We start from the raw sequence: 15,710 nt of genomic DNA, 5'->3' as shown, positions 1-15,710 counted from the left end.
CATAAAAACACTTTGCTTCAAAACATGCTCAGCAATAGTTTTTAATTCACCTACACTATTTTCACACCAAAATCATCCCTTAGATTTTAAAACAAGGTATCTGCAATACTCATATGTAAAAACATTCTATTACATGATTTTAACAATAATAAAAAAAATAGTAAATACTAATTTACTATTTTTTTTAAAAAGCAATACTATTATTTTTTTACATTTAAATTTATACGTACCACATTATCAATAATATAGCTCGTCACTGCTTTATTTTCTTTTGGTTCGAAGCTTTTTTTCCCCATTTGTCCGTCCGCTTCCAATTTTTTTTGCATTTCCAAAGCGCTGGCTATAGCCTTTTCCTGATCTTTTTCGCTTATCATTGCGGGAACAGCTGCTGCCACAATGATTTCATTATTCTTGTCAGTTTGTAAAAATCCCTTTATTTTATCGGCAGCTGACAATGATTTATTCTCCTCAGGCGTCAAATCCAATCCCTGCAACGGAGAAATAACCACCGGCACAAGACCGCCGCCTCTCACTTCCAGTGTCATATTGCCTGACGCCTGATTTTGCGGGACAGTATACGGGATAAGTATCTGTTCCTGCGGACTTCTGTATGGTTCAAGAATAACCTTCAAGTTTACCACTTCTCCCGGATGAACCACAGATTTATCGGGAATTACACTAATAATGGAGGCTGTTTTTCTTTTTTCATTAAATATCATATCAATACTTATACCTGTGACATCATACTGTCTATTTGTATCGGTACAAATAATATTCAGCAGCTGCCCTAATTCAGAAACAGCAAATTGCCCCACATCGGTACTGTTATAGTACATATTGCTTCTGTCTATTTCTCCATTATCAACAGCATTTGTTCTTATGGCAAATTTGACATTTGCAGTGCCAGAGCTGAGGCTATCTATAGTCCTGTCCAATGACGCATAAGCAACGCTTGCTGCTAAATTAGGCAGCAGCTCTTCATCATAAGCAATACTCGTGGCAAAAACTGATTGTTTTCCCGTCTGTTTATCAGTAACCGTAACCTTCATCGGAACTACAGAGGGATATCTGCCCAATATACCGCTCACACCAGAGTAGCGATCCTGATTTATACGTCCGATTATTTTTCCAAAAGATGAGACCTTTTGTCCGTTCACTAAGCCGCTCGCTGTACCGACAATGCTTGCATCCGTCATAAAATAGTTAACATTGCCCTTATATGTAAAGGGATGGCCGAAGGCCAGTATTCGATTTTCATCCACTGCCGTAATGGTACCCACTGCCCCTACGGAAAAATCTCCATAAGATAATGCCACTCCGACAGAACTTCCAGGGATCACATCAGCCGGACCGACAGGACTGTCATCATTTGAAGAAACGCCCGACCCTAAGCTCGCGGCATACGGATACATATTAAATGGCAAAAGCTCTTTTTTCAAAAAACTCATTCCTGCACCATAAAAACCGTTTACAGCCAATGGTATGCCGACTGATACATCATTAGGTGTGCTTTCATATCCATATGTCTTTTTCCAATCAGTCGTATCGACAAATTGCATTTTACTGCTTTCCTCTTGATTGATTTTCGGTTTGGTACCTATTATCATTTTATCCGATATATCTTTTTTCTTTTTGAATATAGCCTCCAGCTTAGCTTCATCCTGTGCAAGCATTTCTTTTCTGTCTAATGGATTTATCTTTACCTGTTTGATTGAGCCTTCATCAGCTTTTGGATCAGGCAGATTCCAAAGTTTTAACATATCTTCTATTGGTGTTATATAAAATACACGGGGATTTGTATCACTGCCAATACCGCGGGCAATAGCACCTATCAAGTATCCATTTACATACACGGGACTGCCGCTCATTCCATGTATGACACCGTTTGTATCATTTATAACCGGTCCGTAAGCTTCTGCCATGATCTGCCTGGCCGCGCCCTTCCCGTTATCAGTTACACCTATTATTTTTACATTGAAGCTTTCCACTTCGTTACCCTGCACCACAGTCTCAGCCGTTCCTATCATTCCAGGCTGCAATTGCTGTGCTGTCAATATTGGCGGCATAGCTGCCATACCAGTGACAGGTACTGATAAAATGCACGCAATTAATAACACAAAAAAACTCTTCCCAATTTTTTGCAAAAAATTCACCTCAAAATTTACTGGATTCTATATACCGACTCATGCAATTGCCCACATCATATCGACAACAAATAAACGCCCTGCACATTTTTTCTTCCAAACTAGAAAATTATCTGCTATTCGGCTGTAATCCTGGCCACGATCTGCCCAACTGCTATTTTTTCACCCGGATGCACCAGGATCTCCCTTACCGTTCCGTCCGACGAAGCCCTGCTGGCTGCCGTTTCTCCTGTCATTGTGTCTATTTTTACTAAATCGCTGCCTTCCTTTACCATACTTCCAGCTTGTGCTGTCCATGATACAGTTCCCGTTAAAGCGGATTTTTCCTCAATTATGGATTGAGCCTGTGCCATATGATAAATTCCCGCCATAATAACTATAAAAAATAAAATCAACAACTTTTTTTTCAACTCAAGCCGCTCCTTTCGCTATAAAAATATATATCATATTATTACTATAGTAATTAATTCTTATAAGCCTTTTCTTTTCATTATACATTAGCATACTTTAATAGCAAGCAGAATATTTTTGCTTTGCCTCAAATATTTTCTATCATTTTTTTTTCACAACAGCCAGTGCCACTCCCACAGGTCTTTCCATTCCATCTGACGGCGAATTGGTAATTTGCCCGCCTATCACCATTTCCGAAGAACCGCCACCATCAAAATTTACTGCCTCAATTGCCCCTGAATCAATCAGCAATTGTGCAAATCCGTTTAACGTCAGACCAGAGCTTTGCGATTGACGACCATCAACAACTACCAGCATCACATGACCATCTGCCTTGATTGCTGCAGCAGTACGGGGTGCTCTTCCGCCTGTTACATCTGGTCCTATCTGTTCATCATCGGCAGTTACATCTACCTTTCCATCTTTGACAAGCTGCGGTCCCACTCCCACAATTTGAACCGCATTTTTCCAAATATCGCCGAGATCTTCGTTGACAGTCATTTCATCTCCGACTTTCATACCGCTCAAAGCATCTTTCATTACACCATGTGCTGAAATTACAATTTGTCCGTCCCTCAGGGCTGTATCATTGGTATTTATCCTCACTATTTTATTATCCTGAACAACATATTCTATTCCATATTCATTAGTTCCCGTACTGTTCCCATAAAAAGAATTGTATTCCACTATCGTATCAGCACTGCGATCACAATTAACTCCGCTGATGGGAAAATCCCCGTTTTTAGTGTGAACACTTCCACTATAATTCACTATTCCGATTATCGCTTTTCCGGCAGTATCCATGCCAAATGCTGTTCGGGCCAGATATGTAGTCGTAGCAACAGTCCCATCAATTTTTGTCAAACCGTATACATCTTTTTGCCCGCCGAAATAAGAAGCATTGACTCCTGCTTCAGCATTATAATAGTGTACCATATTTGAAACCGTATTTTTCCCCAGGGTTCGTCCGCCGCCAAGTACAGGAATTAATTCAAATTTGGAAGGATCTATATCAAGTATATATGCTTTGAGCACTCCATCAGCATTACGTCTGTCGTATGCCGTATAATCAAGTCCGCTTTCAATACTGCGCTTTGTTGTATGTTCATAATATCTTTTTATATCTATAAATACTCTTGCCGGATTCTGCAGAGTATTTACCGTATAAGGCACCGCCTGATTCAATGCAATAAGGACGTTACAGCCTGATTGCGTATTTGTAATATCCACAGATTGTACTATATCGCCATCGACAGCTACATTATTTTTAGCTCTGGCCGCATCCACACCTGAAAAATCCATACGAATATTTTTTCCTGAAGGATCTGCAGTTACTTGATATGTTGGTACACTATCAAATTGAAGGACTATACGCACATTTTCCTCAGAGATCCCCGAACGGGCTTCTGTCATATTGAGTGGACGATTTGCCGCAAATGCTATTGACGGAAATATAATAACCAAAAACGTTATGATATTAACAAATTTATTTAAATTTTTTATCACCGAATATATCCCTCTTTTTATAGTAATTAAAACAAAAGAGCCTATTGCAAAATGCATTGATTTGCAGCATGAAGAATAAACAATCAGCTCACAAATTTATATTTTGCAACAGCCTCTCTGATATCAGCCAAATCTATTTCTTATACGTATTTACTGCCATCAGCGGTGGTTTTACATCCTGCTTTTGTATCTGCCGATAGAGCATATCAGCCAACCCGACGCCTCCAGCCTGCGCCAAATTTTTTGTCATCTCTGTATCATGCATTGAGCGCAGAATATTATCCGCATTTGAATCTCCCAGCAGCGAATCTTCAGGTACCGTCTTTCTCATTTCTTTATACATCAAGTCAAGAAACATCGCCTCAAATTGCACACACGCATCCTTCAATTTAGAAGCGTCTCTAGCTGTATCAGCATTTCCTGCGGTTTTTTCAAGACTTTCCCCAGCCGCTTTCAGCTGTTTCAGTTCTTGTGCCTGCTTGACCTGCTCCATGGCGGGTATTGTCGTTATAGAATTTATTTTTTCCATTTTCAAGTCCTCAAATAACCTGCAGCTCGGCATGCAATGCCCCAGATGCCTTCATAGCCTGCAAAATAGAAATAATATCTCTTGGCGTTGCACCAACAGCATTAAGTGCTCCTACTACATCATTTACATCAGCCGTTGCTCCGAGTACAACCGTATTGGCCTTTTCTTCCTTCACATTGGTAGTATTATTTTTTGTAACAATTGTTTTGCCTAAACTGTATGGCGCCGGCTGATAAACATTTGTCGTTTTATCTATACTTATACTTAATCCACCCTGCGCAATAGCGACCTCATCAACACTGACGTTGCCACCCATAACAATAGTACCTGTCCTCTCATTGACAACTACTTTTGCAGGAGAATCCGGCACTACCGGCAAATTTTCGAGATTGGCGACAAAGCCTACAATATTGTTGCGATAATAAGCCGGCACTGATACATTAATTCTTCCTGGGCTGACTGCCGAAGCTACTCCGCCAAAGTTTGAATTAATCGCTCCCGCAATACGTGCCGCTGTCGAAAAATCAGCATTATTTACGGATAAAGAAATGGTTCCATTCTGTCCAAGACTGTCCTCTACTGTCTGTTCCACTATTGCTCCATCGCTTGCAGTCCCGACTGTCGTTATATTTTTACTTCCGCCTGAAGTGGAATATCCGCCTGTGGCTATCGGTCCCTGCGCCACAGCGTAAACCTGTCCATTACCCGCTTTCAGCGGTGTCTGTAACAAAACTCCTCCGGTCAGACTTTTCGCATCTCCCATTGATGACACAGTAAAGTCTATATTATCACCCGCATGAGAAAAAGCAGGAAGAGTCGCCGTTACCATGACAGCTGCAACATTCTTCGTTTTTAATGTAGAGGTCCCCACTGCTGTGCTGTCAATGCTTACTCCGAAGTTTTTCAGCATATTGACTACAGAGTTTAAAGTCTCAATGGTCTTATTGCTGTCACCTGTACCTGGAAGACCCACAACTAAGCCGTACCCAACCAGCTGATTCGAACGTACACCCTCTACCTTCGCAATGTCCTTTATCCTTGCCGCAGAAGCATCAGCAGCAAAAACATTCCCAGCCGATCCAACGATAAAAAATACCACTGCGGCAAAGGTTATTGCTCTCAATATATTTTGCATGTAACATCCTCTTTTTCATATATCAAAAAAGTATATTAAATATTTGCGACAAAATTCCCTGTCTTTGTTTTGCATTCAAAGGACCTTTGCCGTCAAACTTGAGAGTAGCGTCAGAAACCAAATAGGAAGAAATGGTATTATCATAAGCTACATCATCCTGTCGCACTACACCGCGCAAAGTGATTTTATGTTCATCTTTGTTCTGCCAGATAGACTGTGTTCCCTCCACTATCATGTTCCCATTCGGCTGCACATCAACCACAGTCACAGTTATTTTCCCGCTTACTGTATTTGTATCTTTTGCCGAGCCTGTTGCCTTGAAGCTGTCAGACTGTCCTGCACTGGCTTGTGCCAAGAAACTAAAAATTCCGGCTCCCGCATTCAGTGAATTACTCGCTGTTTTCCCGTTGCTCGTCGATTTTGTAGCACTTGTCGAAGATGATTCACTTATAACAACAGTCAAAATATCACCTATACTATGCGCCTTCCTGTCAGCAAACAAACTCATAGATGAATTGTTCTGCACATCGGCCCATAATGACTGCCCAACGGCTGATGGCTGCTGAAAGCCCAGTACAGCAAACAAGAAGAATACTATGATTATTAGCCATCCACTTTTCATTGTATCACCTGCGATCAATATCTTAATTATCCATTTGAACTTCAACAGTATTTTGATCAACTACCCGTCCATTAACAACAATTCCCGTTATTGAATTTTTTACTTTAATAAATTCATCTTTGCTGCCGTTAGTCATTGCGGTTCCATCCGTCTGTATTTTCAATCCGTTATGGTTGACTATAATGTGGACTGGTGCCCCTCTTGCAATCAGAACAGGGCTTGCCAATAAATTTTCTCTCACTACATCACCGGGTTTAAGCGGATAACGAGGCATTTCCCCCACAGCCTTATCAAGGTCAGTCATATAATATATATTTACGGCACTTACTTCTTTTTTTTCAAGGCGCAGATCATCCGTTGTCAAAATGCTATTTGCCCTCACTGCTCTGGCTGCAACAACAACATTATCAAATATATGCAGCTGCAATCTGCATACAGCCTTACCCGCATCTTTGCCCTTTACCTTGAAATTAACGTAAACTATGGTGGGCACCGCATATTTTATTCCGTAAGGGATTTCTGCATCCATTTGCAATTCGCCGGGTGGAATAACCATATCAGAAGTACCGTTCAATGGTTCAAGCTCCCATCCTCTCTGCTCACCGCTTTCCCTGACAGCCTGCTCCATCTTTATCTTAGCCTCAGTGATTATCTGTGCTGAAGTTACTGTCTGTGACATTCTTGTAACTGTTATATTATCCGGTATGGACCACGTTATATTGTCACTGTCCACCCCAGAAGACTGTATCTTTAATTTCAATACATATGCAGAAATATTTTTTATACCGCCCGGCTGTAAAATAGTTCCAAGCTTCATATTTATCAGGTCTTGCAGACGCTGACCATCATCACAGGCAATATTGGCTATTGATCCCAGAAGGATGTCTTCGCCCCATATCACCCCTGTACTATTAACAGTCACCCATACTGGCGCCGCAGCGGATGCTGAGGATACAAAAGAAAAAATGGCAAATGCAAATGCAATAACAATTTTCTCTCTCATCATAAGTATCTCAGTTACCGTTTAAGTCCATTGGCTATTTCCAGCATAGAATCGCTGGTTGTGATAGCTTTTGAATTTGACTCATAAGCGCGCTGGGCAACTATCATATTAACCATCTCATCTGCCACTTGCACATTTGACATTTCGAGATACCCCTGGGTTATCGTTCCCGCTCCGTCTTCACCCGGATTATTGACAATAGCGTCACCCGAGGCATTAGTCTGATAAAAAATATTTTTTCCCTGTGCAGACAGTCCCGCCGGGTTTACAAATCTTGCCAAATTTATCTGCCCGACTTCTTCCGGAGTATCCTGCCCTGCCGGTGTTGCCGAAACAGTCCCATCCGAGCCAATTGTTATTGTATCCGATGGCGCATCTTCCGGAATGACAATTTCAGGGTCCAGCGGATATCCGTCAGATGTGACTAAACGACGTGTTTCATCCAATTTAAATGACCCATCCCTCGTATAACCTATCGTACCGTCAGGCATCGTTATCTGAAAAAAACCGTCGCCATCAATGACCATATCAGTCGGATTGCCTGTCGACTGATAGCTGCCTTGTGTAAAAATTCTATTTGTAGCGGACAGCCGTGCTCCATGTCCGGCCTGCATGGCAGCAGGATAAATAGTGTTCGGCCCGCTTGTTGCTCCCGGCTGACGGAGTGTCTGGTATATCAAATCCTGAAATTCAGCACGTTGTTTCTTATAGCCTGTAGTGTTTACATTGGCAAGATTATTAGAAATAACATCCATATTTTGCTGCTGCGTAGTCATTCCTGTGGCAGCAGTCCAAAGCGCTCTCATCATAATCGTAAGACTCCTTTCAAAACCATAACATAAATATTTTTTACGATACCCGGCCTACATCATTAACAGCTTTATCCAACAAAGAATCCTGCGTCACCAGTGCCTTAGAATCAGCTTCATATGTGCGGTAATTATTAATAAGCTCAACCATTTCTCTTGCTACATTAACATTGGATCTCTCCAGCCAGCCCTGCTGAATTGAACCAGCCGCCTGCTGCGGCTGTGCCCCATTTTGCGGACGATATAAATTATCTCCCTCTTTCAGCAAAGCCCCGCGGTCAGCAAAACCGGCCAATCCGATCTGTCCCAAATTCTGTCCGCCCGCATTTACCGTTCCGTCAGCGCCAATATTGATGTCCGCTGTATCGGGAGGCAGATTTATAGCTTGTCCCGCTGTATTCAGCACCGCCTGATTATTTGCTGTCACCAGTTGCCCCGCGGCAGAACGATAAAAATTGCCGTCGCGTGTATAACGGACTCCCTGCGGTGTATTTACAGAAAAATATCCATCTCCGGTGATGGCAAGATCCAACTTATTTCCCGTGTTTTCAAGTGCTCCCTGATCACGGACAACAGCTATTTCAGCAACTTTTGCGCCGCGTCCCAAAGAACCTATGGAAGGTGCCATACCGCCTTCATCTGCAGCCACAGTTCCTTTCAAAAGATATTTTCGTGCTGTATCGATGTTTTGCAGATCGAGTATACTGCCCTGCTGTGAATCATCATTAATACGATGTAAAAGGACCGATTCAAACTCTTCGCTTATCATTTCATCCTTTTTATAACCATTAGTATTGACGTTTGCCAGGTTATTGGCTATCGTATCAGTACGTATTTGTTCAGTCATCATCCCTGTTGCAGCCGTATACAGCCCACGCAGCATATCATCACTCCTAATTCAAATACAAAACTACAAATTATAAATATATATTCGCTAAAATTATTGCCTATCCTTTTTTGCACCAGCATAATATTACTCATTCGGAAAATAAATCGCACAGCAAATCATTTGATTCTTTTATTATTTTTTCCGAGCTTATCCACCCATTCAAGTGCTTTTCCGGTTCCTATCGCTACGCAGGACAACGGATCATCTGCCAAATATGTTGGAATTGCCGTTTCCTTTTGTATAAGCTGATCTAAACCGTGCAGCATAGAGCCTCCTCCCGTCATTATAATACCGTGATCCATAATATCAGCCGCAAGTTCAGGCGGCGTATCCTCCAATGTTTTTTTCACACATCGCACTATTGAATCCACTGAGCTCTTAAGTGCCTCGGCAATTTCATCGGAAGTCAATTCAATAGTTTTTGGCAGGCCACTCAGTAAATCTCTGCCGCGAAATTCCATTTTTACATTGCGGGCCCCTTTTATAGCAGTACCTACATCCATTTTTATATTTTCGGAAGTTCTTTCGCCAATCATAATATTGTGATTGGCTTTTATGTATTTTATTATAGCCTCGTCAAATTTATCACCGGCAACTCGCAACGATTCGCTTACAACGACACCGCCTAAACTTATCACTGCTACATCTGTCGTACCACCGCCTATATCTATCACCATTACGCCCTGAGGTTCGGAAACATCTATTCCTACCCCCAATGCCGCAGCCATCGGTTCTTCAATTAAAAACGACGCAGCTGCACCTGCTTGTTTTGCTGCCTGATTTACAGCTCTTTTCTCAACAGTTGTGACTTTTGAAGGCACACATATCATTATGCGCGGTTTCACAAGGAAACTATGTCCGGCAACTTTTTCAATAAAATATTGAATCATTTTTTCCGTTATGTCATAATCAGCAATCACGCCATCGCGCAACGGTCTTATTGCTACTATATTCCCCGGTGTGCGTCCGATCATCTTTTTTGCCGCTTCGCCTATCTCAAGGATACGATTGGTCTCTTTATCAACCGCGACAACTGAGGGTTCACGCAGAACAATTCCCTTGCCCTTGACATATATTAAAACATTGGCAGTGCCCAGGTCTATACCGATATCCTTAGCCATTCCAAACATTAAATATTCCTCCTAAAACTAAAAACCTGTATGTGTACTACTATATAATATTATAAAGACATTATCAATATATATTTCACATCAGCAGCAGGCTTGAGCATGACCATAAAAAAATAAATGCGGGAATTTTTTTGATTGGAAAAAATTCCCGCATTTACCCTTGCTATATTAATACTTTCAATAACTTCTCTTCCAGCATCATAAAACAGCCGCTTTATTTTTTTTGGCAAAATATTCTCTGTCGAGTATACCTAATATCACCAGACTTTCGTAAACACCGTCAGTCAATATAGTCTCTCTTATAAACCCTTCACGAATAAAGCCTTCTGATTCGTAGACATGCAGAGCACGTTCATTATGATCCTTGCAGTCAAGCCATGCACGATGGAACTTTAAATCGTCAAATGCCCATGACTTAAGCATTTTCAGCGTTTCCCGGCCATAACCTATGCCTTTTTTATCAAGAATAATGCGCGTAAATTCAATTTCTTTGGATGGATTGTCGAGCCCCGCTATCATCAAAAACCCCACCTTTTGTTTTGTATCAATTGTTTCGATGATTATATGTATTGCTTCTTTTGTATTAAGCGTACTCATATGGACATCTCGTGTATAGGGAATTACGAATTTCGCATTTTCCGGTTTGTACTCTACTTCCATGATGTAATCCATATCATCTTTTTCTGCCTGCCGAAACTGAATCCGTGTACCTTTTTTTATTATCCTGCCGTCCATTATAATACCCCTCCTAATTATCCTTCAGCCGTTATCAAAAGGTTCTTCATTGCTATAATTTTATATTGTTAGTATAATACATTACAAACTCAATGTAAATTATACTGCTTTGCCTTGGCGCTCATCTGTTGATCAACGTATAGTCAGTATAATGTTTGTTTACAAATTTTTATCATACCGGAGGAATCATCATGGATATATTCGAGAGTATAAAAGGCTGGCAGGCTTGGTTGAGTCTTCTTATCGTTCCTTTTTTTATTCAGGTTGCCGCTCTGATAGCAGGCAAATTAATAAATAGTTTTATAAATAAAAAATTGCATGAACACCTTGAGCTGCACACCCTTCCTTATGTTTTCGCCAACGCAATAAAAGGGCTTCCTGTAGCTTGGTGTTCCGCTGTGGGATTATATTGGACTATTAATTCCGTAAAATTTATCAATGCCACTATAACACAGTTACTGTCTTCCCTGCTTTATGCTGTCATTATTTTTTCTCTGACACGTGTCGCAGCACGTACTGTATCCGGCATGATAACACTGCACATCAAACGTGCCGAAGAAAATACTCAAACAACTTCACTGCTTAGCAATATAATTTCCTTTATAATATATTCAGCTGGCACGATCATTGTGCTGCAGTATCTTGGGATATCGGTAACACCTCTTCTGACTGCTTTAGGGGTAGGCGGTATGGCTGTCGCTCTTGGTCTTCAGGATACGTTAAGCAATATTTTTTCCGGACTGCATATTATTTTGTCCAAACAGCTGCAATTATACGATTTCGTAAAACTCGGCAATGGAAACGTCGGTCAGGTAGTTGATATAACGTGGCGATTTACAAAAATACAATCTCCCGCTAACAATATAATCATCGTTCCCAATAAGGATATAGCCTCTTCTACTATAACCAATTATAATATGCCTAAACAGGAAATAGTTATTTCGCTCACTGTAGGTGTCAGCTATGACAGCGATCTCGAACTGGTCGAAAAAGTCAGCATAGAGGCAGCCCGTACTGTTCTGACTAAAATAGAAGGCAATGTCGACTTTGAACCATCTGTAAGATTTTTTGAGTTTGCGGATTCGAGCATTAACTTCAATATAAATATGAAATCAAATATATTTTTAAACCAATATGTCATAAAACATGAGGCTATAAAAGAGCTCACAAGAAGATATCGTGAAGAAAATATAAATATTCCCTTTCCTGTGCGCACTGTTATTACTCAAAAATAAATTTGATGCGTTATTTAATACAAAAACAAACAGACTGTTTTATTCTTCGAATCTCCATGCTGTACCTATTCAATACAACAGCACGGAGATTTTTTATTTTCTCTTCAGGAAAAATATCTTTTAATCTCTACTTGAAAAATAGTAAGCATTCGTTTACAATATAGTAATCAAATCTTTACTATCGTAGTGGATATTTTTAGGAGATATACACCATATGGATGGACTATTTTGGAAAAAGCAGGCCGTTAATTCATTTGAGATCTTATTATTAATATTTATTTTGCCACTGTCATTTATACTTCCGGACTCTTTTGCATGGGAAAATGGACCTCTGGAAAGTACACAGGTAATTGTTCTTGTAGCAGCCGCACTAATAAATTTTTATTTTTTTTATAAAAGACGTCATAATTTCCAACTGACAATCAGTGGTTTCTTTCTATTACTTACCGGAAGAGAATTAAATTGGGGCCGTTGCTTTTTCCCTCTGGGTATTGGTCCTGATGGTCCTATTCTTGTACCTATGAATCAAATCCCACATCATGCCATAATAAATATAATTATCGGCATATTTATTATGGTCGTTTTAGCTGGTTTTATCTTTACAACGCCTTGGTATAAAATTTTCTCATACCATCTGTTTCCTGTAAAGTTGCTTGTATATTCCTGCATTTGCACACTTTTTTCCATTACAGGCGACTCCGGACATTTTTTTGGGAAATATAAGGGGGAACTTCTCGAAGAATTGGGAGAACTTTTACTTTACCTCCTGCTTTTACATATATCATTGTATTATTACATTCAATCGAGCAATAATAACTAATGATATCATCTAAATTATTTATATATAAAATGATTTTTAGGTTGTGGCTCTTGTCTTTATCGCATTATTTCACTTGACATAAATCCCTTGTTATAGGAATAATTATATGCTATATTTATAGCAGTTGTTTTAATACGATATTAAAGGAAAGGCAGGCTACATATGCACGATTTTGCGGCTGTGCGCGGCCGCTCAATTATAATTTCAATTTTAGCGATCACACTGCTGATTTTTATTAATCTATTCCTAAACAGTGATGTTTATTTGTTTACAGCTATTATCTGCGGGTATCTTGCCGCTGTATATTACGCTTTTATGCTTGCAGTACGTATAAGAAAAATAATGCTGCTGTCTCAACCTGCCGCCAAACGAAGTGCTCGGTCCGGCATTTTATTCCGTATTGTCTTTCTTCTGCTGATTTTATTAATCGTAATAAAATTTTCCAAGGTTTTTTTTATTGCCTTTATCACAGGTTTTTTCATTATGCATCTTGTAATATTTATTAATCTTATAATTTTTTCTTACCAGAAAAAAATTCATTAGTCTATATAGTTCCTATATCAGGAGCTGTTATATAGAGCTTTATTTCAAAATTTAATATAGGGAGTGATTTTATGCCTGAAAGTGCGGCTCATGAACTCATGTTATTCGGTTTATCTTTTAACATGGAAACTTTAAAGATGACATGGATGGTCATGGCTGTCGTTGTTATTATGTCAATAGTCGCGACCCGTAATATGAAACTGGTTCCGGTCGGACTGCAAAACATATTCGAGCTGATCATAACAAGTCTTAACAGCCAGATCAATGCAAATCTGGGAAAGAGAGGAGTTTTATTCGCTCCATTTTTAATTTCATTGTTTCTTTTTCTTCTTATTTCTAACTGGTGGGGTCTTATTCCAGGTATGGCATCGCCCACTAATACGCTAAATACTAATTTGGGTCTGGCGCTTTTAGTAGTGGTAATGCTTCATGTACTAGGGCTCTATTATAAGGGGACAAAATATATAAAACATTTTTTTGAACCATTCGCCCCTTTCGTAATTATAAAATTGATTGAAGAAATAGCAAAACCTATCACTCTTTCTTTCCGTCTTTTCGGTAATATCGTGGCAGGTGAACTCTTGATTCACATCCTGCCTAAACTCCTGCCAAATATTTTTGCGGAAGTGATACCAGGCGTAATTTGGCTTGCATTCAGCACTTTTGTCGGTATCGTACAGGCATTTGTTTTTACAATGCTTTCAATGTCCTATCTCGCCGATGGTGTCAATGACGAGGAAGACGCCTAATTTTAATTCGTTTAAAGTGCCGTAACCGGCATAATATTATATTAATAACTCTGAGGAGGATTTCTTTAATGGAAAATTCAATTGCGACAGCAGCAGCTTTATTGGGAGTCGGTATCATGTTAGGTTTGGCAGCATTCGGTGCGGCTATCGGTGACGGTCTCGTAACAGGAAGGCTTATTGAAGGTATTTCCCGTCAACCGGAAGCTAAAAATACGTTATTTGTCAACACACTGATCTCAGTTGGTCTTATTGAAGCTATGCCTATCATCGCTCTCGTTGTCGGCTTCATTATCTTAAGTGCTGCAAAAGTCCTCTGATTTTAAACTTTATTTCAGTTTACAATAAAAGGAGGACAGTAAAATTGATAAATATTGATGGAACGCTTTTAGCGCAGCTTGTCAATTTCATTGTACTGGTTATTCTTCTTAGAATATTCGCCTATAAGCCGATCATGAAAATGCTCCATGACCGTGAAGCAAAAATTGCAAATTCTATAGAATCAGCAGAAAATGATGAAAAAAAAGCCAAACAAACCTTAGATGAATATCAGAAGCAGCTTGCTGAAGCCCGTCTGAAAGCCCAGGAAATAATTGATAAAGCAATGAAACGCGCTCAGCAGGAATATGATGCTTCCGTCGTTCAGACTAAGCAGGAAATTGAACAGATGCGCCAAAATGCAAAAGAAGATATTGTTCGTGAACGCGCTCGCGCTGCCACACAGCTTAAAGGCGAAGTGGTTTCTTTATCGATGGCGGCTGCAAGCAAAATCATTGCGACCAATATAGATGATGCTGCCAATCAGAAACTGATCGGTGAATTCATTGAAAAGCTTGATAAAAACAAGCTGGGTGATTTATCATGCTGAATATTCAGTTAGCCAAAAAATACGCTGCCGCTATGTTTGAATTATCACAGGAAAAAAATAAGCTGGCACTACATGACAGCCAGCTGGCACAACTCAGTAAATTATTTGAGGATAACCGCGAATTAAAAACCTTCATGGATAATCCTCAGATTAAATCACAGGCAAAAAAGGAACTTATGTCGCAGATATTAACTGATTCCTTTGATTCAGAGATATGTAATTTTATGCTTTTGCTAATTGATAAACATCGCATATCACTGCTTTCGGAGATAATCACCAGTTTCCATGCGCTTTCCAATGAAGCTCAAGGTATCCAAATTGCTTATGTTAAAACAGCTTTTCCTTTGACAGAAGCTCAGCATACCACTTTGTTGAAAAAATTGGAAACCATTACTGCGAAAACTATACAGCTGAAAATAAATATTGATTCTTCTATAATAGGCGGCGTAATTGTAAAAATAGGTGACAGGCTCATCGACGGCAGTGTTGTGGGCCAAATAAAATCTATAAAAAAACAACTGGTGGCAAATTGTTGATTGAGGTGAC

The 15,710-nt window shown here is 39.8% G+C and carries 18 protein-coding genes; 7 read left to right on the top strand and 11 right to left on the bottom strand.

Annotation, left to right across the window (positions count from 1 at the left end; genetic code table 11):
• Positions 1–200 precede the first annotated feature (200 nt).
• The 11 genes from NXG61_RS06675 to NXG61_RS06625 form a co-directional block, all read right to left on the bottom strand.
• A complete protein-coding gene (locus tag NXG61_RS06675; RefSeq protein WP_307223055.1) occupies positions 201–2,117 on the bottom strand; it encodes a SpoIVB peptidase S55 domain-containing protein in 1,917 nt (638 codons plus the stop codon).
• A gap of 143 nt (positions 2,118–2,260) precedes the next feature.
• Complete coding sequence (locus NXG61_RS06670; RefSeq protein WP_196603493.1) at positions 2,261–2,554, bottom strand: biotin/lipoyl-containing protein; 294 nt, start codon at positions 2,552–2,554, stop codon at positions 2,261–2,263.
• A gap of 142 nt (positions 2,555–2,696) precedes the next feature.
• The gene (locus NXG61_RS06665) at positions 2,697–4,100 is read right to left on the bottom strand and encodes a phosphodiester glycosidase family protein (protein WP_307223052.1); all 1,404 of its coding nucleotides are present in this window, start codon (positions 4,098–4,100) and stop codon (positions 2,697–2,699) included.
• 133 nt (positions 4,101–4,233) lie between these two features.
• On the bottom strand, positions 4,234–4,629 hold the full coding sequence (locus tag NXG61_RS06660) for a rod-binding protein (RefSeq protein ID WP_307223051.1): 396 nt from the start codon (positions 4,627–4,629) through the stop codon (positions 4,234–4,236).
• A 10-nt stretch (positions 4,630–4,639) separates the two neighbouring features.
• Positions 4,640–5,764, bottom strand: coding sequence for a flagellar basal body P-ring protein FlgI (locus NXG61_RS06655; RefSeq protein WP_307223049.1), 1,125 nt, complete (start codon positions 5,762–5,764; stop codon positions 4,640–4,642).
• A 22-nt stretch (positions 5,765–5,786) separates the two neighbouring features.
• Positions 5,787–6,386 carry a flagellar basal body L-ring protein FlgH gene (locus NXG61_RS06650; RefSeq protein ID WP_307223047.1) on the bottom strand — a complete coding sequence of 200 codons (600 nt, stop codon included), beginning with the start codon at positions 6,384–6,386 and terminating at the stop codon, positions 5,787–5,789.
• A gap of 22 nt (positions 6,387–6,408) precedes the next feature.
• The gene (gene flgA, locus NXG61_RS06645) at positions 6,409–7,392 is read right to left on the bottom strand and encodes a flagellar basal body P-ring formation chaperone FlgA (protein WP_307223046.1); all 984 of its coding nucleotides are present in this window, start codon (positions 7,390–7,392) and stop codon (positions 6,409–6,411) included.
• Between the two features lie 11 nt (positions 7,393–7,403).
• The gene (flgG, locus tag NXG61_RS06640; RefSeq protein ID WP_196603487.1) at positions 7,404–8,198 is read right to left on the bottom strand and encodes a flagellar basal-body rod protein FlgG; all 795 of its coding nucleotides are present in this window, start codon (positions 8,196–8,198) and stop codon (positions 7,404–7,406) included.
• 40 nt (positions 8,199–8,238) lie between these two features.
• Entirely contained in the window at positions 8,239–9,081 is an 843-nt protein-coding gene (gene flgF, locus NXG61_RS06635; RefSeq protein WP_307223044.1) for a flagellar basal-body rod protein FlgF, read from the bottom strand.
• A 122-nt stretch (positions 9,082–9,203) separates the two neighbouring features.
• Entirely contained in the window at positions 9,204–10,217 is a 1,014-nt protein-coding gene (locus NXG61_RS06630; RefSeq protein ID WP_307223043.1) for a rod shape-determining protein, read from the bottom strand.
• Positions 10,218–10,415: 198 nt separating this feature from the next.
• Positions 10,416–10,952: a GNAT family N-acetyltransferase gene (locus tag NXG61_RS06625; RefSeq protein WP_196603484.1), complete on the bottom strand. Its 537-nt coding sequence runs from the start codon at positions 10,950–10,952 to the stop codon at positions 10,416–10,418.
• Between the two features lie 191 nt (positions 10,953–11,143).
• Between NXG61_RS06625 and NXG61_RS06620 the strand changes: the two genes are divergently transcribed.
• The 7 genes from NXG61_RS06620 (at position 11,144) to NXG61_RS06590 (ending at position 15,700) form a co-directional block, all read left to right on the top strand.
• The gene (locus NXG61_RS06620) at positions 11,144–12,187 is read left to right on the top strand and encodes a mechanosensitive ion channel family protein (RefSeq protein ID WP_196603483.1); all 1,044 of its coding nucleotides are present in this window, start codon (positions 11,144–11,146) and stop codon (positions 12,185–12,187) included.
• 214 nt (positions 12,188–12,401) lie between these two features.
• Positions 12,402–13,007, top strand: coding sequence for a hypothetical protein (locus NXG61_RS06615; protein ID WP_307223042.1), 606 nt, complete (start codon positions 12,402–12,404; stop codon positions 13,005–13,007).
• A 162-nt stretch (positions 13,008–13,169) separates the two neighbouring features.
• Positions 13,170–13,550, top strand: a complete 381-nt coding sequence (locus tag NXG61_RS06610; RefSeq protein WP_196603481.1) for an ATP synthase subunit I — start codon at positions 13,170–13,172, stop codon at positions 13,548–13,550.
• 71 nt (positions 13,551–13,621) lie between these two features.
• Positions 13,622–14,299: a F0F1 ATP synthase subunit A gene (atpB, locus tag NXG61_RS06605; protein WP_196603480.1), complete on the top strand. Its 678-nt coding sequence runs from the start codon at positions 13,622–13,624 to the stop codon at positions 14,297–14,299.
• Between the two features lie 68 nt (positions 14,300–14,367).
• Entirely contained in the window at positions 14,368–14,616 is a 249-nt protein-coding gene (gene atpE, locus NXG61_RS06600; RefSeq protein WP_196603479.1) for a F0F1 ATP synthase subunit C, read from the top strand.
• Between the two features lie 44 nt (positions 14,617–14,660).
• Entirely contained in the window at positions 14,661–15,164 is a 504-nt protein-coding gene (gene atpF / locus NXG61_RS06595; RefSeq protein WP_196603478.1) for a F0F1 ATP synthase subunit B, read from the top strand.
• Positions 15,158–15,700, top strand: coding sequence for a F0F1 ATP synthase subunit delta (locus NXG61_RS06590; protein ID WP_196603477.1), 543 nt, complete (start codon positions 15,158–15,160; stop codon positions 15,698–15,700). The genes atpF and NXG61_RS06590 overlap by 7 nt, the downstream gene beginning before the upstream one ends.
• Positions 15,701–15,710 lie beyond the last annotated feature (10 nt).

Source organism: Pectinatus haikarae (genome assembly GCF_050916305.1).
Taxonomy (GTDB): Bacteria; Bacillota; Negativicutes; order Selenomonadales; family Selenomonadaceae; genus Pectinatus; species Pectinatus haikarae.
This window is presented reverse-complemented; position numbering and strand designations above follow the sequence as displayed.